At 49.2% G+C, this 24,943-nt stretch carries 23 protein-coding genes; 5 read left to right on the top strand and 18 right to left on the bottom strand.

Annotation, left to right across the window (positions count from 1 at the left end; all coding sequences use genetic code 11):
* Window positions 1-338 precede the first annotated feature (338 nt).
* From P1P89_15375 to P1P89_15355, 5 genes are all read right to left on the bottom strand, one after another.
* Window positions 339-740 (bottom strand): putative toxin-antitoxin system toxin component, PIN family, encoded by a 402-nt coding sequence (locus P1P89_15375; GenBank protein ID MDF1592896.1) that lies wholly within the window; start codon window positions 738-740, stop codon window positions 339-341.
* A complete protein-coding gene (locus P1P89_15370; GenBank protein ID MDF1592895.1) occupies window positions 737-1,003 on the bottom strand; it encodes an AbrB/MazE/SpoVT family DNA-binding domain-containing protein in 267 nt (88 codons plus the stop codon). The genes P1P89_15375 and P1P89_15370 overlap by 4 nt, the downstream gene beginning before the upstream one ends.
* A 494-nt stretch (window positions 1,004-1,497) precedes the next feature.
* Window positions 1,498-2,760, bottom strand: a complete 1,263-nt coding sequence (locus P1P89_15365) for a thiolase family protein (GenBank protein MDF1592894.1) — start codon at window positions 2,758-2,760, stop codon at window positions 1,498-1,500.
* Between the two features lie 32 nt (window positions 2,761-2,792).
* Complete coding sequence (locus P1P89_15360; GenBank protein ID MDF1592893.1) at window positions 2,793-3,680, bottom strand: 3-hydroxyacyl-CoA dehydrogenase NAD-binding domain-containing protein; 888 nt, start codon at window positions 3,678-3,680, stop codon at window positions 2,793-2,795.
* An 85-nt stretch (window positions 3,681-3,765) separates the two neighbouring features.
* Entirely contained in the window at window positions 3,766-6,171 is a 2,406-nt protein-coding gene (locus P1P89_15355) for an ATP-binding protein (GenBank protein ID MDF1592892.1), read from the bottom strand.
* A gap of 268 nt (window positions 6,172-6,439) precedes the next feature.
* On the opposite strand from P1P89_15355, the gene P1P89_15350 reads away from it, so the two are divergent.
* Complete coding sequence (locus P1P89_15350; GenBank protein ID MDF1592891.1) at window positions 6,440-7,579, top strand: patatin-like phospholipase family protein; 1,140 nt, start codon at window positions 6,440-6,442, stop codon at window positions 7,577-7,579.
* A 53-nt stretch (window positions 7,580-7,632) separates the two neighbouring features.
* Entirely contained in the window at window positions 7,633-9,366 is a 1,734-nt protein-coding gene (locus P1P89_15345) for a long-chain fatty acid--CoA ligase (GenBank protein MDF1592890.1), read from the top strand.
* Between the two features lie 28 nt (window positions 9,367-9,394).
* Here P1P89_15345 and P1P89_15340 read toward each other — a convergent pair whose 3' ends face one another.
* The 3 genes from P1P89_15340 to P1P89_15330 are packed head-to-tail and all read right to left on the bottom strand — an operon-like array spanning window position 9,395 to window position 13,139.
* Complete coding sequence (locus tag P1P89_15340) at window positions 9,395-10,048, bottom strand: lysoplasmalogenase (protein ID MDF1592889.1); 654 nt, start codon at window positions 10,046-10,048, stop codon at window positions 9,395-9,397.
* Window positions 10,045-11,127, bottom strand: a complete 1,083-nt coding sequence (locus P1P89_15335; GenBank protein ID MDF1592888.1) for a nitronate monooxygenase — start codon at window positions 11,125-11,127, stop codon at window positions 10,045-10,047. The genes P1P89_15340 and P1P89_15335 overlap by 4 nt, the downstream gene beginning before the upstream one ends.
* Window positions 11,128-11,135: 8 nt before the next feature.
* Window positions 11,136-13,139: a caspase family protein gene (locus P1P89_15330; GenBank protein ID MDF1592887.1), complete on the bottom strand. Its 2,004-nt coding sequence runs from the start codon at window positions 13,137-13,139 to the stop codon at window positions 11,136-11,138.
* A 298-nt stretch (window positions 13,140-13,437) separates the two neighbouring features.
* Here P1P89_15330 and P1P89_15325 point away from each other — a divergent pair, with 298 nt between their 5' ends.
* Entirely contained in the window at window positions 13,438-14,103 is a 666-nt protein-coding gene (locus tag P1P89_15325) for an MBL fold metallo-hydrolase (GenBank protein ID MDF1592886.1), read from the top strand.
* Window positions 14,104-14,163: 60 nt separating this feature from the next.
* Window positions 14,164-16,035, top strand: a complete 1,872-nt coding sequence (locus P1P89_15320; GenBank protein MDF1592885.1) for an aldehyde ferredoxin oxidoreductase family protein — start codon at window positions 14,164-14,166, stop codon at window positions 16,033-16,035.
* Window positions 16,036-16,053: 18 nt separating this feature from the next.
* Here P1P89_15320 and P1P89_15315 read toward each other — a convergent pair whose 3' ends face one another.
* The 5 genes from P1P89_15315 to P1P89_15295 all read right to left on the bottom strand — a co-directional run bounded on the left by P1P89_15315 (window position 16,054) and on the right by P1P89_15295 (window position 19,438).
* Window positions 16,054-17,079: an alcohol dehydrogenase catalytic domain-containing protein gene (locus P1P89_15315; GenBank protein MDF1592884.1), complete on the bottom strand. Its 1,026-nt coding sequence runs from the start codon at window positions 17,077-17,079 to the stop codon at window positions 16,054-16,056.
* A 109-nt stretch (window positions 17,080-17,188) separates the two neighbouring features.
* A complete protein-coding gene (gene lsrF, locus P1P89_15310; GenBank protein ID MDF1592883.1) occupies window positions 17,189-18,070 on the bottom strand; it encodes a 3-hydroxy-5-phosphonooxypentane-2,4-dione thiolase in 882 nt (293 codons plus the stop codon).
* A gap of 14 nt (window positions 18,071-18,084) precedes the next feature.
* Window positions 18,085-18,540: a cereblon family protein gene (locus tag P1P89_15305; GenBank protein MDF1592882.1), complete on the bottom strand. Its 456-nt coding sequence runs from the start codon at window positions 18,538-18,540 to the stop codon at window positions 18,085-18,087.
* A gap of 18 nt (window positions 18,541-18,558) precedes the next feature.
* Entirely contained in the window at window positions 18,559-19,077 is a 519-nt protein-coding gene (locus P1P89_15300; protein ID MDF1592881.1) for a ferritin family protein, read from the bottom strand.
* A gap of 55 nt (window positions 19,078-19,132) precedes the next feature.
* The gene (locus P1P89_15295) at window positions 19,133-19,438 is read right to left on the bottom strand and encodes a hypothetical protein (protein ID MDF1592880.1); all 306 of its coding nucleotides are present in this window, start codon (window positions 19,436-19,438) and stop codon (window positions 19,133-19,135) included.
* Between the two features lie 548 nt (window positions 19,439-19,986).
* Here P1P89_15295 and P1P89_15290 point away from each other — a divergent pair.
* On the top strand, window positions 19,987-20,787 hold the full coding sequence (locus P1P89_15290; protein MDF1592879.1) for a hypothetical protein: 801 nt from the start codon (window positions 19,987-19,989) through the stop codon (window positions 20,785-20,787).
* 68 nt (window positions 20,788-20,855) lie between these two features.
* Here P1P89_15290 and P1P89_15285 read toward each other — a convergent pair whose 3' ends face one another.
* The 5 genes from P1P89_15285 to P1P89_15265 form a co-directional block, all read right to left on the bottom strand.
* Window positions 20,856-21,401: a manganese efflux pump MntP family protein gene (locus P1P89_15285; protein MDF1592878.1), complete on the bottom strand. Its 546-nt coding sequence runs from the start codon at window positions 21,399-21,401 to the stop codon at window positions 20,856-20,858.
* Complete coding sequence (locus tag P1P89_15280; GenBank protein ID MDF1592877.1) at window positions 21,402-22,250, bottom strand: secretin N-terminal domain-containing protein; 849 nt, start codon at window positions 22,248-22,250, stop codon at window positions 21,402-21,404. It lies immediately after the preceding gene.
* 345 nt (window positions 22,251-22,595) lie between these two features.
* On the bottom strand, window positions 22,596-23,780 hold the full coding sequence (locus P1P89_15275) for a cysteine desulfurase family protein (protein MDF1592876.1): 1,185 nt from the start codon (window positions 23,778-23,780) through the stop codon (window positions 22,596-22,598).
* Between the two features lie 24 nt (window positions 23,781-23,804).
* On the bottom strand, window positions 23,805-24,317 hold the full coding sequence (gene nifU, locus P1P89_15270; GenBank protein ID MDF1592875.1) for a Fe-S cluster assembly scaffold protein NifU: 513 nt from the start codon (window positions 24,315-24,317) through the stop codon (window positions 23,805-23,807).
* 166 nt (window positions 24,318-24,483) lie between these two features.
* Window positions 24,484-24,672 carry a hypothetical protein gene (locus P1P89_15265; protein MDF1592874.1) on the bottom strand — a complete coding sequence of 63 codons (189 nt, stop codon included), beginning with the start codon at window positions 24,670-24,672 and terminating at the stop codon, window positions 24,484-24,486.
* Window positions 24,673-24,943 lie beyond the last annotated feature (271 nt).

The raw sequence follows: 24,943 nt of genomic DNA, 5'->3' as shown, positions 1-24,943 counted from the left end.
CAAGCTGCGCCATTTTTTGAGCCGTCGCCTGACGGTCATCACCGAACACTCGAGCCATTTGACAAGTTGTCCGATGGTGGCGGTTTTTTGTCGCCGGAATTGGTCCAGAACCTGTTTTTCATCCATGGCCCACCTGATAATGTATACGCTTTTGGGTTAATATTGCGCATATGTTATCATAGGTTCAGGCACTGGATCAACCCTTTTTCCCTTGATTATCAGGCAAATTACGCCTAAATACACCTCATTGACATGAATTTTAACAAAACGCATACTTATTCACGATTTAGCCGCTAACCCAGACGCAATAACGATAAGGCTTTTCACAAATCCAACCGTCATTTGCGCACATAGAAAAAATCCCTCGGCTTTAGAACCATAATGTCTTGAAATCCTGATAATTTTAATAAGTGTTGATCGCCGCTTACAATTGTTTGGCATTTACCGGCAACTGCACATTCAAAGAATTTATCGTCATCAGGGTCTTCACATACAAATATATCGATATCTTGATGATCAACGAACTGCCCATGAATTGTAACCATTTCAATAATTGGTAATATATCGACTGCCGGGAATTTGGATGCCAAAGCTTCAGCAACTTGTCGATATTCATTAAGGATTTCTTGTGAAAGTAAAATTTGAATACATTTGTTTCGCCATGCCTCCAGAATTTTTGAGGGAGGGCCGCTGAAAAATATCCCTGATATAAATACATTCGTATCAAGGACAACTATCAATTCTTCTTTCCTCTAGCTTTTAAAATAGCGTCGTCAATATCAGACTTTTTGATTCCGGCCAGTTTCCCTTTTTTTCTTGCCTCTGTAATAAGAGCGCCAAATTCATCAAGCGATGGCTGTGCTATTCTTTTCAAAATGACAACGTCTTTTTCACCGACAACGACGAATTGTGAACCCGCCTTTAAATTCAGTTGCTTCCTTATATTTTCAGGTATGACAATTTGTCCTTTTGAAGACATTTTTGTTGTTGAAACATTTGCCATGACAAACCTCCAGATGTCGAATTGTCTTACTGGTAAGATTATATGGCGACCTAATTCAAAAAGCAAGCCTTAATGTTTATGTGGTATCAATAAGAGAACCATACGCATTGCCTGAATCCCAAAGAAGATTATATGAATCTGATCGTTTAAGACATCTCTTCAAAACCTCAGCGTTTCAACAGTCTCGAAAACCTGATATATGTCTGACTTTTCAGAAAATTAATTCGAGGCTATTCCTCCTTTTCAAATTCCTTTTTAAACTTCAGCGAGCGCTGGAGATACAGTTTCAGCTTCTGCTGGACTTTATGATAAAGGCTCTCTTCGGGTTAGTCGCCGTCCCGGTCGGGTTTTCCGGCAGGAACCCCTCAATTTTCTGGTTGACGCAGCCGATGGCCTGAACCTGCCCTTTCTGGTTGACCGACGATAAATATAATCCTGCCGCAAGTCTGAAATTCGAGGTCATAACGAAGTGTGGCTTTGATAAAAGAGGTCTGTCAGTATCTTTCAACGATGAGACAGATACCCTGTCCCCCGCCTCCGCAGATTGTCTCCAGGCCCCAGCGGGCCTTGCGACGTTTCATTTCATGCAGAAGCGTCACCAGACGCATGGTCCCCGTTGCCCCGATCGGATGCCCCAGGGAAATCCCCGAACCGTTCACGTTCACCTTGGTTTCCATCGCCTGTTCACTAATCCCGCACATCCGGGCATCTGCGAGGCACTGAACGGCAAAGGCTTCCTGAATCTCGATCAAATCTAAATTGTCGATTGTAATCCCGGCCTTCTCCAGGGCCTTAGCCACGGAGGCCGGTACCGCCGGATACGTCACAGTCGGGTCCGTCGCAGCGACCGCACAGGACCGGAAATAGCCAAGGGGCGCTATGCCCAGCGCTTTAGCTTTTGTTTCCGAGGTCAATACCACCGCCGCTGCGCCGTCGTTTTCCGATGATGAATTCCCTGCCGTACAGACGCCGTCAGGATAAACGGGTTTAAGCTTCGCAATCTTTTCCAATGTCGTGTCACGCCTCGGTCCCTCGTCCACAGAAAAGGGAACTTCGCCGCCCTTGCCGCCATTTACCGGTACAGGCACGATCTCATCGGTGAATATCCCTGCGTCCCAAGCAGCGACCGCACGCTGGTGACTCCGGATGGCCCATCGGTCGGCCTCCTCCCGTGAGACGCCCTCGCGCTTAGCCGCTTCTTCCGCCCACATCATCATCGAACCCAACTCTCCATAGCGACTGATCGGCTGCGACATGACGCGGGCACGCTGGATACGATCGTAGAAAGGGATTCCCCACATGGCCAGCGCCCCATGCCCTTTGGGCATGAATCCGTACTTTTCATGCCGTTTGCCCCCAAGGCCCCACTTGATATCCCCGGGGATATACAACTCGGCCTGGCTCATCGAATCCATCCCGCCTGCCACGACAACATCAGCGTTGCCGGTCTGGATCTTCATCGCCCCGAAGAAGACGGAATCCACCCCCGAGCAGCAGCGCCGGTCCAGGACAACTCCCGGAACAGTGTCCGGCCAACCTGCTTCCAATACCGACATGCGCGCCCCATTCGCACACTCGCCATTCTGGTAAGAGGTTCCCATGATGACGTCATCGATCATAGACGGGTCCACGTTCGCCTGTTTGGCTGCTTCGGCCAAGACAAACCCTCCCAAGCGATGCACGGAAACATCCTTAAGTGCGCCGCCGTACCCGCCGATCGCTGTTCTCACACCACTGAGGATAACCACTTTTTCCATTAAAGTTTTCTCCTTGGAATAGATACTTGTCTTTACAGGTTGATGTCGGTTCTCGGTTTTTTTTCACCGCTCGTGTAGTCGTACCAGCCCTTGCCGGTCTTGCGCCCCAAATCCCCTGAGGTCACTAGTTTGCGGAGACTTAGGGCCGGCCTCCATTTGGGATCCTTGAAATTCTCCCAAAGGGTCTCAACCACCGCAAGTCCTATGTCGAGACCCACAAAATCCTGAAGTTCGAAGGGACCCATTGGATGGCCTAGGCCGAATTTCATTGCCTTGTCGATATCCTCGATAGAGGCGACGCCTTCCGCAAGGCAGTTGTAAACCTCGTTTCGCAGGGCCGCGTTTATACGATTCACCAGAAAGCCCGGACCATCCTTGACAAGAACGCCGACCTTTCCGATTTTATCCGTGAGGTCCTTGATGACCTGCGCCGTTGCATCGGCTGTGTTCAGTCCCTTGATAATCTCTACAAGCTTCATGACCGGAACGGGACTGAAGAAATGCATCCCGATAAACTTGTCCGGTCGTTTTGTCGCCGTCGCCAATTCCGTAATGGGAATGGAAGAGGTGTTGGTGGCGAAAATGACACCCGGCGGACACATCTCATCCAGTTGCCGGAATAGATCCATCTTGTCCTGCTTTTTTTCAATGATGGCTTCAATCACGAGATCACAGTCCTTTGCTGAAGCCAGTTTTGTCGTCGTGGCAATGCGCTCCACAATCGCCGCCTTCTCAGACTCGGTGAGCTTGCCTTTGGCCACACTTGCCGCCAGGTTCTTCTCGAGGGCAGCCTGACCCTTCTTTACAAACTCATCGGTGATATCGTGAAGTACCACCTCATATTCAGCCATAGCCATGACCTGCGCAATGCCGGACCCCATGAAGCCGGCACCCACCACGATAATCTTTTTGATTTCCACAATTCCTTCTCCTTATATTAGTTCGGTCTTCCTGTAATCGTCCGCCTTTTATCAAAGTGCAAATGGCCGTCATCGGCTATCGAGGTTATTCATCCTTTTCAAATTCCTTTTTAAACTTCACCGAGCGCTGTAGATACAGTTTCAGCTTCTGCTGGACCTTGTGGTAGAGGGTCCCTTCGGGGTAGTCGCCGTTCGGGTCGGGTTCTCCGGCAGGAACCCCGGTCAGGATTTCGATGCCCTCGGCCACGGTTGCAACCTGATACACATGAAACTTTCCGTCTTTAACCGCATCAACCACTTCCTTTTTCAGCATCAGGTTCTTTACGTTTGCCTGGGGAATGATGACGCCCTGTTGCCCGGTCAACCCTTTTGATTTGCAGACCTCAAAAAACCCTTCTATTTTCTGGTTAACGCCGCCAATGGCCTGGACCTGCCCTTTCTGGTTGACCGATCCGGTCACGGCGATTCCCTGGTGAATCGGAATGTCGGAGAGGCTGGAAAGAATGGCATACAGTTCCGTTGAAGAGGCGCTGTCGCCGTCAATGCCGCCGTAACTTTGCTCGAATGTCAGACTGATGGAAACGCTGAGGGGATATTTCTGGGCAAACGTCCGCCCCAGATAACCGGAAAGTATCAGAACGCCCTTGTCATGGGTTTTCCCGCTTAATTTGGATTCCCGTTCAATGTTAACAACGCCTTCTTTGCCCATAAAGGTTTCGGCTGTAATCCGCGCCGGCCGCCCGAAGGAAATATCGCCGATTTTATAAACCGCAAGGGCGTTGACCTGACCGGCCGCATATCCATCCACATCGATAAAAATCGTGTTGTCCACGTAGGATTCGTGCAGTTTTTCCTCATACAGATTGTAACGAAAACGATATTGATTAAACGCCTTGGTTACATATTGGTCCGTAACGCGCTCGGCGCTGTCCGCCCGCGCCCAGTAGTCGGCTTCTTTGATGACCCCGACGATTTGGCCGAAACGCAGCGAAAGCTTGTGTTTATTGGACGCATATTTTTCACCGTACTCCACGATGGAGACGACCCCGTCGGGAGTAAACGGCAGCAGGTTTTCTTCCTTGCAGACCCGGGCAATGAACTGGGAATACTGCCGGATGGTACTATCCGTGCGGTTGACTTCATTGTCAAAATCAGCCCTGACTCTAAAAATTTTGTTAAACTTGGAATCATAATTCTGAAGCAGCTGAAAGGGTTCATAACGACCCAGCAGAATCACCTTCACTTCCAAAGGAATCGGCTCCGGACGCAAGGATGCCGTGCCAAACCCCAGACCGGTCGGTGCATCTTCAATGAACAGGCGTTTGTTCTGCAGCGCCCTTTTCAATGCCGACCAGACCAGTTGGTTCGTCAGAACCGATTCGACCTCCATGATTAAATAGCCGCCGTTGGCCCTTAAAAGGGAGCCGGCCTGGATCAGGTTAAAATCTGTTGAAACAGTTCCCATATAGGATCTTTTTTCAATTTGGCCAAAAACGTTTTGATACGTCGGGTTTGTTTCAAATATTACCGGTGCGCCTTTTGTTGCCGTATGATCGACCAGAACATTGACCCGATACCTGTCAAAGTTTGTTTTGGGCGCTTGCATTATGAACCCTTCGCCCGGGTCGCCTTCTTCCCGCGACCGAATAAAACTTTCAACATTTTCTACGATATCGGCCTGCACCTCATCGAGATACATCGAAATAGCCTTGTTGGCCTTGTATTCATCCCGTAAAATTTCGAGACGATTTTTTACGGCATACAGGGTAACTTCCATCACCAGTTTTTCAACCTCGTTGCGCTGTTCATGGCTCAAGCGGCTAAGCTCCCGTTCGGTTGCTTCAAAATCCGAATGAACCACGCGAATATTTTCTTTTATTTTCGCCTGCTCCGCATCTGTCAGTTTTTGGAATTCTTCCTGTGATAATAATTTTTCTTCCTTCAGCGGCATAGCCTGAAAGCCCGTTTTGGTCCGGCTGATCTGCAAATTCTTCTTCCGGGCGGATTTTTCCAACTTATCGACATAGGCTTCTTTTTGTTTGCCGTACTTATTTTGAATTTCGGTCTGCCGGTCTAAAAAACGCTTGTTTTCAAAAACTTTGGGCAATTCGCTTTTCAGGTCCATTACCAGCCGGTTCATTCTGCGGCTGAATTGAATTCCCTGACCGGGTAACACCGCGATGGGACGGGGGCGATATTCGTCTCTGAAATTGTTCACCATACACCAGTCGTTCGGCGTCGGCTGTTTTTGAGCAAACTGGGTGACAATATCTTTTACGATGGTGGACTTGCCGGTCCCCTCGATCCCGGTGACAAATATGTTGTATCCGGGACTTTTCATATTCAACCCGAAATCGATGGCCTGGACCGCCCGTTTCTGCCCGATCACTTTATCCAGCGGCTCTATTTTTGAAGTGTCAGTAAAATCGAATATGGCAGGATCACAGGCGCATCTCAATTCGGAAGGTGTAAGTTCTTTTTTGTGAGACATGATTTCCCCTTTCATTCATCAACGATAAGGCCTATTTTTACCGATCATTATAGGCATAATCGACATTCCCGCGACAAGCTCTTTTTTGAAATCCATCCCGGCAAGTCAGAAAGCGTTCCGGGTTGCACATAAATAATCACCACGCGTCAGCTACCCTGCGGTTATAGCTTGACCTTATGGTATAAAAATAATACGATTCGGACCTAACCTGCCGACACATTCATTCCGGATTCATAAAGCGCATATTGTTTTATTAGGAACATCTTATATGGCAAACGAAACCAATGGTCTGGTTCTGGTTTTAAGCGGTGGCGGCGCCCTGGCGGCATATCAGGTGGGTTTTCTCAGGTGCATCGCTAAAAATTTTCCGGGCCTCCGGTTTCACATCATGACAGGCGTTTCCTCCGGCGCCATTAATGCGGCCTTTCTTGCCAACAGTAATGTTAATTTTTCTGAAACCGTGGATGAACTCATTCAAATATGGCGAAATCTCACGATTGAACAGGTTTTTCGTGTCGACACCCTGAACCTGGTGGGGCATTTCTTAAGTTGGGGGGCTTCTCTGGTATCAGGCGGTATTCCCAAAACTTATGCGAAACGGGGTCTGGTTGACACAGCGCCGCTGCGAAAATTTTTAAGCAATGTGTATCAAACCAAAGATGGCTTTTTAGGGGGAATTGAAAGGAACCTGCAAAAAGGCAACTTAAAAGCCTGCGCCATTACCGGAACCAATTATGCAACCGGCCAGTCGCTCACATGGGTCCAGGGCAAGGACATTAAATTATGGGAGCGACCTTTGCGGCGCAGCCAAAAAACTGAAATTACGGTTGATCATATCATGGCATCGGCGGCTTTGCCTCTTTTTTTCCCGGCTGTCCAGGTCGGCAGCCGCTGGTATGGCGACGGCGGAATTCGCCAGTTTGCACCGCTGTCTCCAGCGGTTCATCTGGGCGCCGACCGGATTCTGGCCATTTCAACCCGTTACCAGCAGTCCATGACGGAAGCCGATGTACCGGCCACCCAAGGCTATCCGCCGCCGGTACAAATTATCGGGACACTCATGAATGCCGTTTTTCTGGATGTGCTGGAGCAGGACGCAAGCGCTCTTTATCAAATCAACCATCTGCTGGACCAAATCCCTGCAGAAAGTCGATCGCCTGAACCCCGCCGCATCAAACTGTTTGTCCTGCGTCCGTCCGTTGACCTGAGCACGCTTGCCGGGAAATTCGAGCCGATCCTGCCGCCTATGTTCCGATTTTTAACCCGCGGTTTGGGTACCCGCGAAACCGAAAGCTCGGACTGGCTCAGTATGACAATGTTCGTTCCGGAATATTTAGAAGTTCTGATTAAACTGGGTCAAACCGATGCAGAACGACACGGCGATGAAATAACAGCGCTTTTTAAATAAACAGCGCAGTCCTGACGACTGATTTCATAACCATTAACCACAAGGAGGAAAAAATGGATTTTAAACCGTGGCCCACCTCAAATTGGCCGGAAGGTGTTCCCCACCAGCTCAGCGGATATGAAAAGCCCCTTTTTTCGGTTCTGGATGACAGTGCCAGAAAATATCCGAACCAGGTCTATACCATTTTTAACGACAGCAGCCGAACCTATGCCCAGGTAAAAGACACCGCAGACAGGATCGCCAACTTCCTGGCGGCTCGCGGCATCAAAAAGGGAGACCGGGTCGCCATCTTTCTGCCCAACCTGCCGCACTATCCTGCTATCTACTTCGGCATTCTGAAAGCAGGCGCTGTATGTGTCACCTGCAATCCCCTGTACAAGGTCGGCGAACTGAACTATCAATTAAAAGATGCGGGCGCCAAAATTGTTTTCTGCATGGACCATCCCCAGTTTTATCCCACCACCGTCAAGGCCATCGAAGGCACGCAAGTGGAAACCGTGATCATTTGCAGTGTCAAGTCTTATTTGCCAATGTTAAAGGGATTTCTGGGCGGACTATTGGGTAAAATACCCAAGGCCGAAAGTTATCAGCCGGGGCATCTGTTTTTTGATGATATCGTTGCGGCGGCCCGCCCCGAGCCCCCCGCAGTTGACATATCCCCCGGCAAAGATATCGCCGTCATCATATATACCGGCGGGACGACCGGTGTTCCCAAAGGCGCTGCCCTGACCCATGCCAATTTTTATGCCAACCTCATGGCCCTGGACGAATGGGGCCGGCTGGTTCACAAGCCGGGCGAAAAACCTGAAAAGTTCCGCCACGACGGGTTTCATACCAGCCTGGGGGTCCTACCCTGGTATCACAGCTTCGGCATGACCGTAGCCATGCTGCACGCCGGTTTTACCGGCAGCCGGCTGATATGCATTCCCGATCCCCGGGCCGGCAATCCCCCCTTTACCGAAGTTTTAAAGGCTGTCCAAAAATACAAACCGACATTCATGGCGGCCGTACCGACTATTTTCGTTGCATTTACCAACCATTCCCAATTAGACCGCTATGATCTTTCATCCCTGATGGGCTGTTTTTCGGGCGGGGCGCCGCTCCCGCCGGAGGTCTGCAAACGGTTCGAGGAAAAAACCGGAGCGGTTATTTTCGAAGGTTACGGCTTAAGCGAGACCGCACCGGTGGCCAGCGCCAACCCCACCAATTTAGAGCAGCGCAAAATCGGATCCATCGGATTTCCGGTGCCGGGAACAGACATTAAAATTGTTGATAATGAGACCGGCCTGAAAGAACTGCCCCGGGGTCAAGACGGGGAGATCGCCATATGCGGCCCACAGGTGATGCAGGGATACTGGAACAGGCCCGAAGAAAACGCGGCCGTCTTCCGTGAAATCAACGGCAACCGTTATTTTCTTACCGGTGACATCGGCCATATCGATGAGGGCGGATATATCCTCATTACCGATCGTAAAAAAGATATGATTCTCGTGGGCGGGTTTAACGTCTACCCCCGTGAAGTGGAAGATATCCTTTTTTCCCATACAAAGGTCGCTATTGCGGCGGTGGTGGGGGTCCCGGACGAAAAAAGCGGTGAAATGGTCAAGGCGTTCATTCAGCTGAAACCCGGCGAAACCGCAACCGATGAGGAGATACTGCAATTCTGCAAAGAAAATATGGCCGGATACAAGCGTCCGAAGCAAATTGAATTTCGAGAAAGCGTTCCGGTTTCAAATATCGGCAAAGTCCTCCGCCGGGTACTGCGGGAGGAGGCGACAAAAAAATAGATTTTTCTGTCATTTGAACCGTGTCGGCCTATCGGACAACCCCGACCGAAAAGGCCAATAGAAACTGACCGGTATAATACAGGGGAAGCCCGATCGTGCGGTTCAACATTTCCCTTTGTATAAACCGGTCCCTGGCAACAAAGATATCGGAGCAATAGAAGCTCAGGGCACCAAAAAACACCAGCAGCCGGGCAGGCAGGGACTGCCCGGCGCTGCAGAAAAGAGCCCAGGCGCCCGAGAGCATGATGGAAATGACGATTGAATAAACCAGTACCGGCATGTTCATCGCTCCCAGGTGCGGCCTGAGCCAGAGATAGACACAGGCCCCGGCTATGAATATCACCACGGCACCGCCCCACGCCAATGGTCCGGCCTGGGCAATGTGTATAAAACCGAAGATATAGAGCACGTGCCCCAGCAGAAAGAAAATCAGCCCCAGTAAAAACGTTTTTTCGGCGGGAAAAACCAGGCAGACATCGCCGCCGAGACACAAGATCAACCCCCCGAGCAACCAGTAGTAGAACCGCATGTCGGGGTGGGGCTGGACCGCGACCGCAACGATAAAAAGAGAAGACAGCACTGTTTTTGTCGGCAGGAGTCCTTTGCGGTCCTCTTTTTTCTCATAAAAAAGCAGCAGCGGCATAAGGCCTGCCGCCAGCAGGACTATCAGCGTATTGATCATGCGATCACTTCCTTCGGAAGGGATTTGATAATTTTTTCAGCTTCATCCGCAATCCGCTCAATCAATTCCTGCACCGACGGCAAGTCCTCTATCCGGCCCGATACTTCGCCGCCCAGAATGAGTGAACCGTCGGCATCATCCTCAACGAGCCGGGAAAAACCTTTGCGCTCGATTTCAAGGATTTCTTTATCCAGTCCCACCGGCTGCCCCTTAAAAAAAGCAGGGGTCCGCTCGGTTGTTTTTTCAACCAGTTTTTCAGACATGGCGTTTTTAATAAATCGCATGGGGCCGAACATGCCCCGCCCCACCAGCGTATCACGATCCGAACTTTTTATGACCGCCCTTTTCCAGACATCCCAGAAATCGCATTCCTGGGTGGCGATAAAACGGGTCCCCATCTGGACGCCCACGGCGCCCAGCGCCATGGCTGCCGCAACTGTCCGGCCGTCACAGATGCCGCCCGCAGCAATGACCGGAAGGGGGCTGGTGGCCGCAACCCCCGGGATCAGCACCATCGAATGGACCGGCTGCCAGGATATGTGCGCACCGCCCTCATGGCCCGATGCGATAATCGCATCCACGCCAGCCTTTTCCGCCCGCCGGGCATGGTAGATGGAAGGCACCACATGAAACCAGAGCATATCGGTCTTGCGGATATGTTCAGCCCAAGGCACCGGGTCCCCGGCCGATGTAATGATGACCCGCAGGCGATCCTGCAGATCGGTGTCTGCGGACCGGAAATTCATCACGCCTTCCACCAGCATCCGGGCGGCGTCTAAAAATTCCGCCGACAAGGGGCAATTGACGCCGAAAATACCGGAGGTTTCCCTTGTCTCTGTTTTAACAAAATTCAGGCTGCGTTCCAGATACTCCTCGGTGGTTCCCTCCCCGAAAACCAGGGTCGGGTCCACCGGGGTGGCGCTGCTGTGCTGCACCGCCATACCGATCAGGCTGATAATGCCCAGTCCCCCGGCGTTGGCCACGGCGGCGCACAGTTTGTTGGTGCTGTATGGGCCCATGGCGCCCTGAATAATCGGATACGTGATGCCCACTTTTTCCGTCAGCCAGGTTTTTAACATGCTCTCCTCTACTGTGTGATGCTCAAAATCAACCGCCCCTCAACCGCCCCTTTCTTGACCGGATGCTGCTCCTGGGCCGTTGCCGCCGGCACATGCCTGGATACGTAATTATAGGCCTCGTCCACTGTCACCACCCCATCCCTATCGGTGTCAGCCTTCCCCTTAAGCCCCTCGACCAAATAATACGTAAATACCCCGTGCCCCAGCTCATCTTTTTCAGCGCTGACCTCGTTGGCCCCGCTGGCGGTCATGATCACGCGTCCCTTGCCGCCGGCGATCCGGTCGATAAAGGCTTCGGAAATGCTGGCCCGCATGCCGCTCATCCCGATGGTCCGCCCCCCGCTGGCGCCGCTGTAACAGGCGTCGGCAATGAAAATCAGCCGCTCCGACCGTATCCGGTTGAAAATATTGGAAAGCTCTTCCATGGGCAGCGCCGTGGCGTAAAGATCCTTTAAGTCCGCATCGAACGGCAGCAGATACTTCTCCAGCCCGTCGCCGTCCGGGCTTTGGGCGTCTCTTTCCGTGGCGCCGTGGCCCGCAAAATAGATGACCACCATGTCGTCCTTGCCGGCCTTGTTCTTAAGATCCGTCCCCAAAACGCTCTTTATTTTCATGAGCGTGGCATCCTGATTCAGCAATAGCATCACGTTTTCCGCCGGAATCTGGTTGCGCTTCACCAGATGATCATAAAACAGGCCGGCATCGCTGACGGCATACTTCAGCTGCCGGATATTCGGATACTTGTCGATGCCGATGACCACGGCCCATATGTTTTTAAGCTTTTCAACATACTGAACCGTTACCGTTTTCTCGGTAATAAGACCGTCTGAATCCACCGCACGGATCTTGAGCCGGTTTGCGCCCTTTCCAAGGAAAACGCGCTCCGTGAACTCCAGCCGTTTGGGGTTAGCCTCTGCCGCCACCCGGATGCCGCGGTCGGATCCCTTCGTAATCGGTTTGTCGTTAATATAAATTTCCAGCTGCCTCAAGCCCTTTTCATCTTCAACCACTCCGGAAAGCTGAACAAAGTTGACGTCCACCGTGCTGTCTTCCCTGGGATATGCCAGCAAAATCACCGGGGCTGTCTTGGCACTGTCCTCCAATTTGCTCAGCAGCATCTTTTCGCGCTGTTCTTTTTCGGCAAGCTCCCGGGCGAGGGTGTCCGACTGTTTTCTCTGATCCTCGATCTGTTTTTTCATTACCTCCAGCTGGGTAAGGGTTTCCGTCAGCCTTGCCAGCTTGGCTTCCAGTGCGGCAACCTTCCCATCTCTGCCCGCATCTACAGCGGAAGGCATTTCCCGGGAGACAGACTCTTTTTCTTGCAGCGGCCGGTCGGCTTGGATGCCTTTCACAGGTATTTTCGTTAATTCCAGGATCTCTTTCATAGCTACCTCCAGCTCGCTGGAAACAGCCCGGCTCTTGCGATTGGCAGTGGCCAGAATATCCTCATTGGCGTCGTTGAACAGTTTAGCAATTGAGATTCTGTAGAATGGGCTCCAATCTCTATGTGATCCTCTATCTCCGGGGATCATCGCCAAGACTTCAAAATTTATTTTTGTGTCTACATTGATCAATAAAAACCTTAGGAAGCTATTGGGTTCTTGAGACCGCTCAACGATCAAGGCATATTCCGCATATAACCGCCGACCCACTTCCACTGCCATGGCCCAGTCATTCCTACTCCATTGCCAGGTCGACAATTCTTCATCCCCTGCAACCAAATGGACCTCTTCTAAGGTCACAATGTCATATGCGCCTGAAAAATACCTTGCAGCCATTGAGTAGGTTGACTTTTCAAAGTCTTCATGCGGCGTTCTCCAGCGCCCTTTTGTCTCTCCCGAAACTGCCTTGACAAACACTCTCAGCTTGGCTTTGGACGGCGGCGTGGGGAGTGTCCCCAGCTTTATTTCTGCACAGCCGGCGGTCATGAACAATAAAAGCGGGAGGAGCATCATTAAGGTTGTCATGGTCCAACCGTTACCTTTTCCAATGGCAATGGCGTTTTTTTGCATGATATCCTCCCGACATCCTCGATTTAATAATTGACGATAAAGGCATATCCCGATGGACTGCTTTTCACAGGTCTGTTTATCAAAAATAATCGGTAGTTATCATATAATTAAAAAGGTTATTTTTCAAACACCAAAAAATATTTTGACATACCAGGGTTGAATGATGTTAAGACTGGATTAACTGTTGCACCCGCAAGACAGCCGCATTACTTTAATGAAAATGGTCGAGAAAAATTTAAGCATATATTAACTAACCACCCAAATTATTTATAAAAAATCAACAAATAGGTTTCATGTTATGAAAATATTTGATCAGCTTTATGGCTTTCTCTGGGAGTCTATGACCGTCAACAACTGCAACACGTATTTCATCGACGGTCCTACCCGGATCCTGATCGACCCCGGCCATCTAGATTTGTTCGGCCATGTCAAAACCGGCCTGAAAAACTTAGGGGTCAAGGTTGAAGATATTGGAATGGTCATTTGCACCCATGCCCACCCGGACCACATCGAGGCTGTCCGGCTATTTCAAAAAACCCCTGCCCGAATCGCCATTCATGAAACCGAGTGGCAGTTCATTCAAGGCATGAAAAAACAAATTATGGCCGCATTTGGATTTGACCCGGATTCCATGGCGCCGGAACTTTTCTTAAAAGAGGGGGCCATCTCCATAAATGGTCTTGATTTTCATATACTGCATACTCCCGGCCATTCACCCGGTTCCGTCTCTCTTTATTGGCCCGAGCACAAAGTATTATTTACAGGCGACCTGATTTTCAAAGAGGGTGTCGGACGAACGGATCTGCCCGGTGGCGATGGGAAACTGCTGAAAAAAAGTATCAAACGACTGGCTGACCTGGAAATAGAATGGTTACTGCCGGGCCATGGTGAAATTATTTCAGGGGTTGAAGCCGTCCGGACAAACTTTGATGAAATCGAAAATTACTGGTTTAAATATATTTAATAAATGACCGCCTATTTCAATTACCTATTTAGAAATATCACCATAAGCAGGAGAGGCTAAATGAAGGGGATATGGGGAAAGACACTAAGAGTTGATTTGACGAATGCGGAATGTTCCATCGAACGACTGCCGACTCAGGTATATGAGAATTTTTTAGGCGGCGCCGGTTTGGTCGCCTATACACTATGGCAGGAGTGTCCGCGGGGGACAAAGGCTTTTGACCCGGCCAATCGGATGATTTTTGCCGCCGGACCGTTTCAGGGTCTCGCACAAACAGGCGCAGGCAAATGGACCGCAGGCGCTATATCCCCGTCGATAAATATGAATGCGGATTCTGCGGCGACAGCATCTTTTGGAATCGAGATAAAAAAAGCTGGAATCGATGCTATCATCGTCCATGGTCGTGCATCGGCTCCTTCCTACCTGGTAATCGATGACGATAAGGCTGAAATAAAAAGCGCTTCTGAGCTATGGGGTAAAAATAGCTATGAAGCCGAAGACTATATAAAAGAAAGGGAGAACTCAAAATTTGAATGTATTACAATTGGCGAAGCCGGAGAAAAACTGTTGTGTTTTGCCAACATTCAGACCCACAAGAAATCAACCCTGGGACGTTGCGGCCTGGGTGCGGTGATGGGCGCTAAAATGTTAAAAGGTATTGCTGTTAGAGGAACCCGGTCTGTGCCTTATCATGATCCAAAAAAGTTAAAAAAACTTAACAAAGAAATTAATCAACGGTTGGCAAGAATTGACAGAGAAAAACCCTTTTTAGAACGGTGTGCTACGTCTGGAACAGCTCGAGCAACCCTGACTTTTGCCCCCCAGGGCAACCTGCCCATAAAAAACTTCCAAATAGGGACTTTCCCCGAAGGGGTCGAAGCCTTTAAAACTTCAAGCTATGTGGAAAAATTAAACGCCAAGCCCTGGCCGTGCAAATTTTGTGTAATTCAATGTCATAACAAAGCTGAAATAAAAACCGGGCCCTATGCATATAAAGGCAAAGGACCCGAATATGAATCATTTGCCATGATGGGGATCAACACCCTGATTGATGATATTGAGGCGGTTGCTTACGCGGGTGAGCTGGCAAATATGTATGGCATGGATACGATATCACTGGGCAGCGTTTTAGCCTGGGCGATGGAGTCCTATGAAAAAGGGGTGATAACGAAAAAGGATACCTATGGCCTTGAACTTGCCTGGGGCAACGCAGAAGCAATGGTGGAGATGGTGAAGAAAATCGGCGAGCGTAAAGAAGGGCTTGCCTATCTGCTCGGAGAAGGGACGAAAGCGGCATCCGAAAAGATCGGAAAAGGATCGGAAGGCTGGGCGGTTCAAATGAAAGGGCAGGAAATTGCGGCGCATAATTTCAGGTCACAATATGTTTCCGCGCTGAACTATTGTACCGGCGTTGCCTCGGGACCTAACCACGAACGGGCAAACACACAGCATATATTTGTTCGCAAACTAAGCTTTCCTGAATGGGGTCTCTATCCTGCAGAAAACGAAGAGCGCTGGTCCTGGGACAAGGCGGCCATGCGTCAGGCAATTATGCATGACTATAACAATGTGATTAATTCGCTTGGCCATTGTAAATTTATGGATGTAAGCGGATACACCATGACGGATCTGCTGGAAACTTTTAATGCCTGTTCGGGGCTTGGATGGTCGCACGAAGAGTTGCGGCGTTCGGGAGAAAAGATAACCAATCTTCAAAAACTTTTAAACATTCGTTATGGGTGGAAAAAAACGGATGACTTCAGGTATCCCAAGCGTTTCATGGAGCCTGTAACTGAAGGGCCTGCCGCCGGAAAGATCCCGATTGGGCTTGAAGACGCTATTCTTGACTATTATAAAGAGAGAGGTTGGGACGAAAATGGCGAGCCGACCGAAGAGAAGCTGAAAGAACTCGGGCTTCAAGATTTGATATAATGATAACCAGGTGTTGGTTTATTTAAAAACCTGCTGGTTCGGCTTGATAATCACTTTTATGGACGCACTTCCCTCTGCCACCAGCTGATAGCCTTTTGCGATATCGGTCAGCGGCAGGGTGTGTGTAATCATATCGTCAACAACGATATTTCCCTTGCCTAATAAATCAATCGCTGCAGCGATATCCGGCGGACCGCAATAATAGGATGTCAGTATTCTTATTTCTTTCATCCAAAATTCATTGATGGGAATATTTACGCTCTTGTCCGGCTCAGGGACCGCAAAAAAGACAATGGCGCCGCCTTTATCCACACACTTCCAGGCCTGCTCCACCGCAGCCATCGAAGAGGTGCACAGCATCACCACATCGGCCAGTCTATGCTGCGTTGCGGCCAGGCGTTCCGGTACATTTTCTGACGCTTCAATCGTAAGTTCTGCACCGAACCGCAGGGCAAATTTCAGTCGTTCTTTATTAATGTCGGTTGCGACAATGGTGCAATCCAACGTTTTGGCAAGCTTGATGTGCAGCAGGCCGGACATGCCGCATCCCATGACCAGCATTGTTTGATCCTTTTGCAAGCCGGTTAGCCGCTGGGCCCGGACAACACATGCCAGCGGTTCAATAAATGTACTCTGGTCATAGGTCATGCGATCGGGCAGCCGATAGGTTCCGGTTTCAACCAGGGATGCCGGAATAAGGACGTATTCGGCAAATCCCCCCGGGAGCCGATCCCTGATGTTTGAACAGACCGGATACTGACCTTTTCTGCAGTAGTGACACGCCATGCAGGCCACTTTGGGCGCAATAAAAACCCTGTCCCCCGGCTTGAAATGGCTGACCGATTTACCGGCCCCAGCCACTTCGCCGCCAATCTCGTGCCCCGGTACAAGCGGCGCCCTGGGCAGCCGGTACCATTCGACGATATCACTGCCGCAAATCCCGCACGAAATGACTTTCACCAGCAGTTCATCATCTCCCGGCGCCGGCACGGGGACATCTTCGATTCTTATATCTCTGTTGTTATACCATTTGGCAACCTTCATCAGAGACTTTCACCTCAAAATAACTTTTAAGGTTGTTTTTTTGAACAAGCTGAAAAGAAACTATGCTTTTTCTTCAGGCTTTCAGGATCATCAAATAGTCCACATAAGATTATTTTTTATTTTTAATCGAGTTGTAAAGGTCTAACGCCTTTTTCGGCGTTTCGTTTTCATGCACCACCGCCCGGATCGCCTGGATCATCGCAATGGGATTTTCGGACTGGAATATATTGCGTCCCATATCGACCCCGCTGGCGCCCTGCTGAACGGCATTGTACGCCATGGTTAAGGCCTCCAGCTCCGGCAACTTTTTACCCCCTGCCATGACAATCGGTACCGGACAAGCTGCCGTGACGGTTTCAAAGCCCTTGTCCACATAGTATGTCTTGATATAATGGGCGCCCAGCTCTGCACAGATCCTGGTTGCCAGCCTGAAATACCGGGCATCCCGTGCCATTTCCTTGCCGACGGCAGTGACCGCCAGGGTGGGGATGCCGTAGCGCGTTCCGATATCCACCATTTTCGTCATATTGATAATGGATTCCTTTTCATGTTCCCCGCCTATAAATACCTGCACGGCCATGGCGCAGACATTGAGCCTGATGGACTCCTCGATGTCAACGGCAATCGCTTCGTTGGAAAGTTCCTTGAGGATGCTGGTTCCCCCGGAGACCCTCAACACCATCGGTTTTGTCGCAGATGGCGGCACGACGCTTCTGAGTATCCCCCGGGTCAGCATCAGCGTATCGGCATAAGGCAGCAAGGGCAGAATATTGATATCGATCCGTTCCAGGCCGGTAGTCGGGCCCTGGAAATATCCATGGTCGATAGCCAGCATCACCGTGCGGCCGGAATCAGGGTTAAAGATACGCGCCAACCTGTTTTTCATCCCCCAGTCCAACGCGTTCGACCCTTTCAGAAAAAAACCCTCCGTCTTCTGAGGAATATCAACGTTAAATTTTTTGGCTTCACTGATGTCATCTATATCCGGCATACCCAATACTCCTTTCAAGATTTTTTTTTGCTTAAAGATTCGACAATACGGTCTAAAATAAGGCCGCTGAAACCCTCATCGCCGGCAGACGTATACAGCCATCCCAAGTGGGTCAAACACATGCCGCATACTAAAATCCGCCAGCTATATCCCTTGAACCAGCTCCATTCCGAAGTGGTTGGGCCCACATACCCGCAGCCCTGGACCGATCGAAAACATCCGATTTGAAAAACGACCCCGTGGGGATTTGCAAAGGTATGCTGGTGGGCACCCTGTATGCGGGTCCGCTGGGAGGGATCCGTCAGCACTTGATGACACTGGCGGCAAAGGATGGCTTCTTCAGAATCCGATTCTCTCTCAAACGGTTTTTCTTGAGAGGACTTTTTTGCATTATCGCCACCCTGTTTATCGGACGGAGCCCGAAACCAACAAATGGGATTTACCACCAACGGGTAAGTGAACACCTCCATTCCATTCGCTCCAAACCGTTATCGTGAATGTACGGTCGGTTTTGCCGCTGATCCATTTCGGCATTCTATTGGACCGAACCTTTTGTTGAAATACTCCTTTGTTTGAGCGACATGCTGGTTTTCTTCGGCGATAATTTTATCTAAAATTAAAATGACGCCTTTATCTTCTACGGCGGTCTTTATCATTTCATAAAAGAGAACCGTATCCTTCTCAAATTCAATCAAAAGGGACAGCAACTCCTTTATGTTTTGTATTTTTGAAAAATCGGCATCCTGAAGTGAAAAGCTTTGATCGCCCAGAACATCTCTTAAAAGCGATTTGCCGAGTTTTTCCATTTGGGAAACCTTGCCCGTGATGCGGAGCTTCAGTTTCAGGTCGTAAAACCATTTCGCATGTTGCGCCTCCTGCTCCGCCATCCATTCAAGCAGGGATGCCAAATCGGTATCGATATTTCTCTGAGCCATCTCTCGGCACAAACGCTCACCGTTTTGTTCGATCTGGACGGCAAAGTCGATAATCTCGGAGGAAGAAAACATGACAGGTCCTTTTCTGGATTATAACAGTCTATATTTTACCCGGTTGATGCACAGTTTATTCATCCAGAGTCTTTTCGGAGGACTTTTGTCCATAGGCGGCTATTTCCGCTTTCCAGAAGGGACAATTGTCAGAATGGTATTTATGGTGCAACATTTTTCCAATAACAGATTCCGGATTTTTTCTGGCAGCTTTACAAAAAGGACAATGATGACATACAGCGGCCATTATTTTTTTGGAAAAACTTAACTTGTCTGCGCCCATATTTCCACCCCGATAGAATTGTTGGCATAATAGTATTGCCGGACCGAAACCCTTCTCTAAATCCTTTCCTGCGCTGATGCAGGTATAAAACGATACCATATCCTGTTCCAGAATCAATCCTTTTTAAAAAGTTTAAAAAAACAACAATATATGGATATTTTTTGTTGACATATACAAGATATCGTGTTATCTGGTTTTTGCGCTTTATTTCACATACTACTTCCTCCTTGCCCAGTATCCGCGCCTGTATAACTGGCTGTTCTGATGGCTGACCGGAAGCTGTAAGATTCTAAAATTATCAAAGCGCACTTGTCTTGGACCCCTGGAGTTTATTTCATACTCCAGGGGTTTCTTTTTTAGACGCTATCGGTGCAACAGTCGAAGAGCTCCGGACTTCGGGGATCTGGGCTATCTCAATAAGGAAAACCTGTCAGAACCAGAGAGATATCGGGGCCGTTTCGAGAATGCTGAAATCCCTGATAAAACCATTAAGAAACAAACACTTTAACCCCTGAACCCTCGACTCCTGGAACCCTTTCTCCCGACCAATCGGGAAAAGCGTTTTTAATTTTCACCTTGCTATTACACTCTTTTTTGTTAGATAAATAAAAAGAATGCCTGTCAAAATCCAAAATAAGGAGGTAAGAATGGCACCTGCTGAAAATAGAGGTATTGATGATCTGACCCAATTTGCCATGAAAGCCCTGCAGCGCATCGGTGAAGCATCACTGAAATTTTACGGCAAGGGGGATCATAATATAAAGTTTGATGAAGAGCTGGTAACAACGGCGGAACTTCATTTGACCCAGTTATTTCTGGATCAGCTTCAGGAAAAGTTTCCTGAACATCAGGTGCTTGAATCCTATGATGAAAACCGTGCATACTCCCACGATGAAAAACGATATCTCTGGATTTTTGACGCCATTGACGGGGTGGATAATTTCCAGACGGGGATTCCGGTTTGGGCGGTTTCCCTGGCACTGTTGGAAAATTATTGGCCGATTTTCGGCGTCATACACATGCCGGCCACCGGTGATTTTTTTCATGCCCAGGCCGGTCAAGCGGCCTTTCGGGGAACACATAAAATTGCTATTTCAGCCCAGAAGGGTGTTGACGATGAAAGCCTGCTGTTGACCTTTTCACGCTTCCACCTTCACTACAATTCTAATTTTCCGGGCAAAATTCGTAATTTGGGATGTTCCTCGTCCCATATTTGCTTTGTCGCCATGGGGCGTGCCGATGCGGCGATCATTGCCAATGAGTCTTTTAAGGGCCTTGCCGCAGCGCGCGTCTTGATTGAATCGGCCGGCGGAAAAATTTTAAAGCTGGACGGAAGCGATTTTCATCTCAATGACTATCTGGACGGAAAAAAAATCGACGATCACCTCCTGGTTGTGTCGCCTAAAAATTTTCCGGCTGTGATGAGTTGTCTTAAGAAGGTTTCATAGAAGTTAAAACCATCGGGGTAGCGACACAACGCAGCCATCAGGTTTCAGGCGGGGTTTTAGAATGACTTCTAAAGAAACAGCAGTTTAAAGGCAATCGCAATTAAAATAAGGCCGCCGACGATTTCCATCCGTTGGGCAAACCTACCGGACAAGCTGTTTCCAACCTTCATGGCAATCCATGTCATGGCACCTGCCGTTATCCCGATACAAACCGCTGCAACAAAAAGGCTCTGGCCGAGAACCCCCAGACTGAAACCAACCCCCAGGGCATCGATGCTGGTGGCAAAGGATAGCATGACAAGGCTGAACCCTTTGGTGGGGTCCGCGCAAACGTCCTCTTTTTCACGCGGCTGGGTTCCTTCATAAGCCATTTTCACGCCAATGCCAAATAACAACCCGAAAGCGATCCAAGGCCCCCACTGCGCTGTCCATCCCAAAACATTTCGGCCAAGCAGCCAACCCAAAATGGGCATCAGGAACTGGAACAGTCCGAAATGAAAAGACAAGCGAAAAATCTGTCGCGGTGCGCAACAGCGGGTACCGACACCCAGTCCCACAGCAAAAGCATCACACCCCAGAGAAACAGCGATCAGTCCGATTTCCCAAATATTCATCTAGTAAGTTTCCACCATCATTTCCATGGAAAAAGATGACTGCCGGCTGCCTCTGCCGCCCCCGATGATCTCCCGAAAAGCCTCGCTATTTTTTTTATCGGTTCCGCCGATGGTCACCCACTGCCCCAGCGGGACCGACAATTGAGTGGCGGCGGCTGAATATCGAACGATTCCTCGCCGGTCATCAGGCTCAAAATTAGAAAGCCTGGGCGTGATCTCAACATTCGCACGGTCGCCGACTATGATTGTTTTGACTTCCATGCCTGAATCCGCTTTTTGAAAGGAAATTGAATCCGGGCAGACTGCAGAACTTTGGCAATAGCGCCGCCAACTTTCCCGGTAAGGGATTTCTTTGCCGGTCAGGATAAATGCGGTGCTTCCTGAGGTCGTATGGACGATATATTCACTTTCTTGCCGGCCGGACCCTTCTGAGTCGCTGATCCGGACATCTACGCCCTCTTTCTTTTTTTCGCCCACACCGACACCCCACTGGCCCTCCGATATCCTGCCGCCAACCGAAAGGCTTTGCTCCCGGGTCGACTGGTCTTCATTAAATTTTAACCGAATTCTGACCCGTTTAACCGGCTGGTCAAAATGCTGCAGAAAATCTTTTATTTTTTTTATGCTATCCGGAGTGTCGACAATGATTAAAGCGTTGGTGCGCTCGTCAATTATGGCGACACCGGCGGGCGATAGAAAGGGGTTGATGATGGGGAGTGCTTCTGAAGCCCAGCGATATTGAATCGGGATAACGGCGCTTTCAGCATAGCATCCATCAGGACTTGCAGATATAAACAGCACTGAAATGAGTATGAAAAGAGAAAGGCGCTGCTTAGTGAAAACAAACATATCGGCATTTATTCCAGCAAAGAAAACCTGGTCATCCCCCGCCGAAGGGCGGGATTTTAAAGGGCCAGACGAAGATCCCGCCTTGCGGGGGTCAGAGTTCGGTGGCTCTACCTTATGAAATTAAATCCGAAGCACGAAATCCGAAATTCTAAACAATATATAATGACCAAAATTCAAATGGTCGAAACAATCGGCACATCTGTTAGCGCGAATATGATTTTGTTTTTGTCATTAGGGCATTTGATATTTAGATTTATTTCGAATTTCGATATTCGTATTTCGATTTTGCCAATAACATTTGCGCGAACGGCATAGACCAAAGATAGCCACTCTGAGATCGAATATTTACTTCTTCTGGTTGTTCATCACCTTTTTGTATAAAGGTGAAATGTTCCGTAAGGTTGTGACAACATTTTTAAGGGCCGTTAAAAAGGCAGTGATGTCTTCTTCGGTATTGTCCACCCCAAAGGATATGACCAGCGTACCCTGGGCATCCGCATGATCGCGCCCGATGGACAGCAGCACATGCGATGCTCTCAGTGATCCGGTGGCACAGGCAGACCGGGTTGATACGGCAATGCCGTCATCATCCAGCATTAACACCACGCTTTCACCTTCGATATAACGAACCGACAGCGACACCAGATTGGGGAGGCTGAACTTCGGATGGGTGTTGATAATGTACTCGTCAATATATTCAGGCAGTTCATCCAGCAGTTTCTTTTTTAATTTTGTATTGTGGGCAATCCTTTCCGCCATATGGAGCCTGGCCAGATCGGCGGCGACCCCCATGCCGACAATGCCGATTAAATTTTCGGTGCCCGCCCGTTTGTTATTCTCCTGAATGCCGCCATCCAGAAGCGGCCAGACCTGGGTTCCCCGGCGGATATACAGACCGCCGACACCCGTGGGACCATAAAAGGGATTTGAGGCAAAGCTAAGGAGGTCCACATTCAGTTTTTGGACATCCATCGGGACCACGCCGACCGAGTCCACCCCATCGACATGAAAAATGACCTTTTTTTCTCTGGTTATTTTTCCAATCTCCTCGATGGGCTGAATGGTTCCGGTTTCATTGTTGCTGTGCATGATCGACACCAGGATGGTGTTGTCCGTAATGGCATCGGCGATATCCTTGGGATTGACGCGCCCCTCTTCATCCACTGAAACCGATGTAATGGTGTACCCCATGGATTTTAAGCGCCGCAGGCTTCGAATCACAGCGTTATGCTCGATGTTTGAGGTAACAATGTGTTTTCCCTTTTGCGCATTGGCCAGGGCAACGCCTTTAATGGCGTGATTAATCGATTCGGTTCCGCAGGAAGTAAAAACCATTTCCTTTGGATTGCCGCAGTTTATCAGTTTCGCAACCGATTCACGCGCTTTTTCCAACGCTTCGGCGGCCTGTTCACCCTTGGTGTGCTGGCTGGAAGGATTGGCATAATCCATTTGAATGGCCGCTATCATGGCCTCTTTCACTTCGGGCAGAATCGGATTCGCAGAAATGTGGTCTAAGTCAATTATTTTCATTTTCATACTTTCCCGGCATTGAATTTAATGAGGCTCTTTAAGGTTTGAGTGACAGGCTTCACAGACGGATGTATTTGCCATAATTTCAATTTCACAATAAGGGCAATAGCATTTTTCCCCGTGGGAATGCTCGTGCTCATCTTTGCGCTTTAATTCCGCCGGGGGTTTACCGGCTTTTTTATCCTCGTAGTTCTTGATGGCGACTTGAAGGGCATCGGCGCCCAGGTTTGAACAATGCAGCTTGTTTTTAGGCAATCCCTCAAGGGCGTCGGCCACATCTTTGTTGGTAATTTTTTTGGCCTCCGCGATGCTTTTCCCTTTGGCCAGTTCGGTCAACATGCTGGAAACCGCTATGGCGGAGCCGCAGCCGAATGTCTGAAACTTGATTTCCTTGATTTTCTCATCCTCAATATCAAGATAAATGGTCATCATATCGCCGCACAGCGGGTTCCCGACCTCTCCGACGCCATCTGCATCTTCAATAATCCCGACATTTCGAGGATTCCGAAAGTGATCCATAACTGTCTTATTATACATGGAAATTCTCCCTTCTTGCTGGTTGTTTCATAACTTGGGTCATTATAACCATTTTTAAGTTATAGTAAAGTTTTTTCCCAGCAGGCAGATTATAAAAATCAAAAATGGGCGTCAACAAGTGTGACGCCCTGATCGGTTAAAGCTAAACCCTATCGTTGGGGATAAATCAGCTGATGGCCGTTGGTTTGCACAGATGTTCCTTTTCCATCGCAACCCGTCCACAGCCGTCACACACATATTTCATGGCCGCCAGTTTATCCTTGCATATATTTTTCGCTTGTTTCAGGGGCGCCGCAAAAACCGCACTTGGCTTTGTCCCCGCAAGGATTGCATAAATGACCAGGTTCGTTTGCAACTGCCCCGCAATTTTTACATGTATATGCCATGGTGCCCTCCTTTTCTATGGAATACATAAGCAAATATAATGAATTATTACCATCAATATGGGGATGATACGCCGAAAGTCAAGCCGTCCTTTCCCCTTCATTGCATTGCGTAGATTTTCACGCTATAAGCAAATAGTCGGCCGAATCAATTTTTGTAAATAAATTAACTGGGTATGCAGTTAACTCAACCGCCCACTATATGTAGAGGGTTACCTCCAATAATCATTTGGCGCGACACAG

Source organism: Desulfobacterales bacterium, assembly GCA_029211065.1.
Taxonomy (GTDB): Bacteria; Desulfobacterota; Desulfobacteria; order Desulfobacterales; family JARGFK01; genus JARGFK01.
The sequence above is the reverse complement of the archived record's forward strand: the minus strand, read 5'-3'. Positions and strand labels throughout refer to the sequence as shown.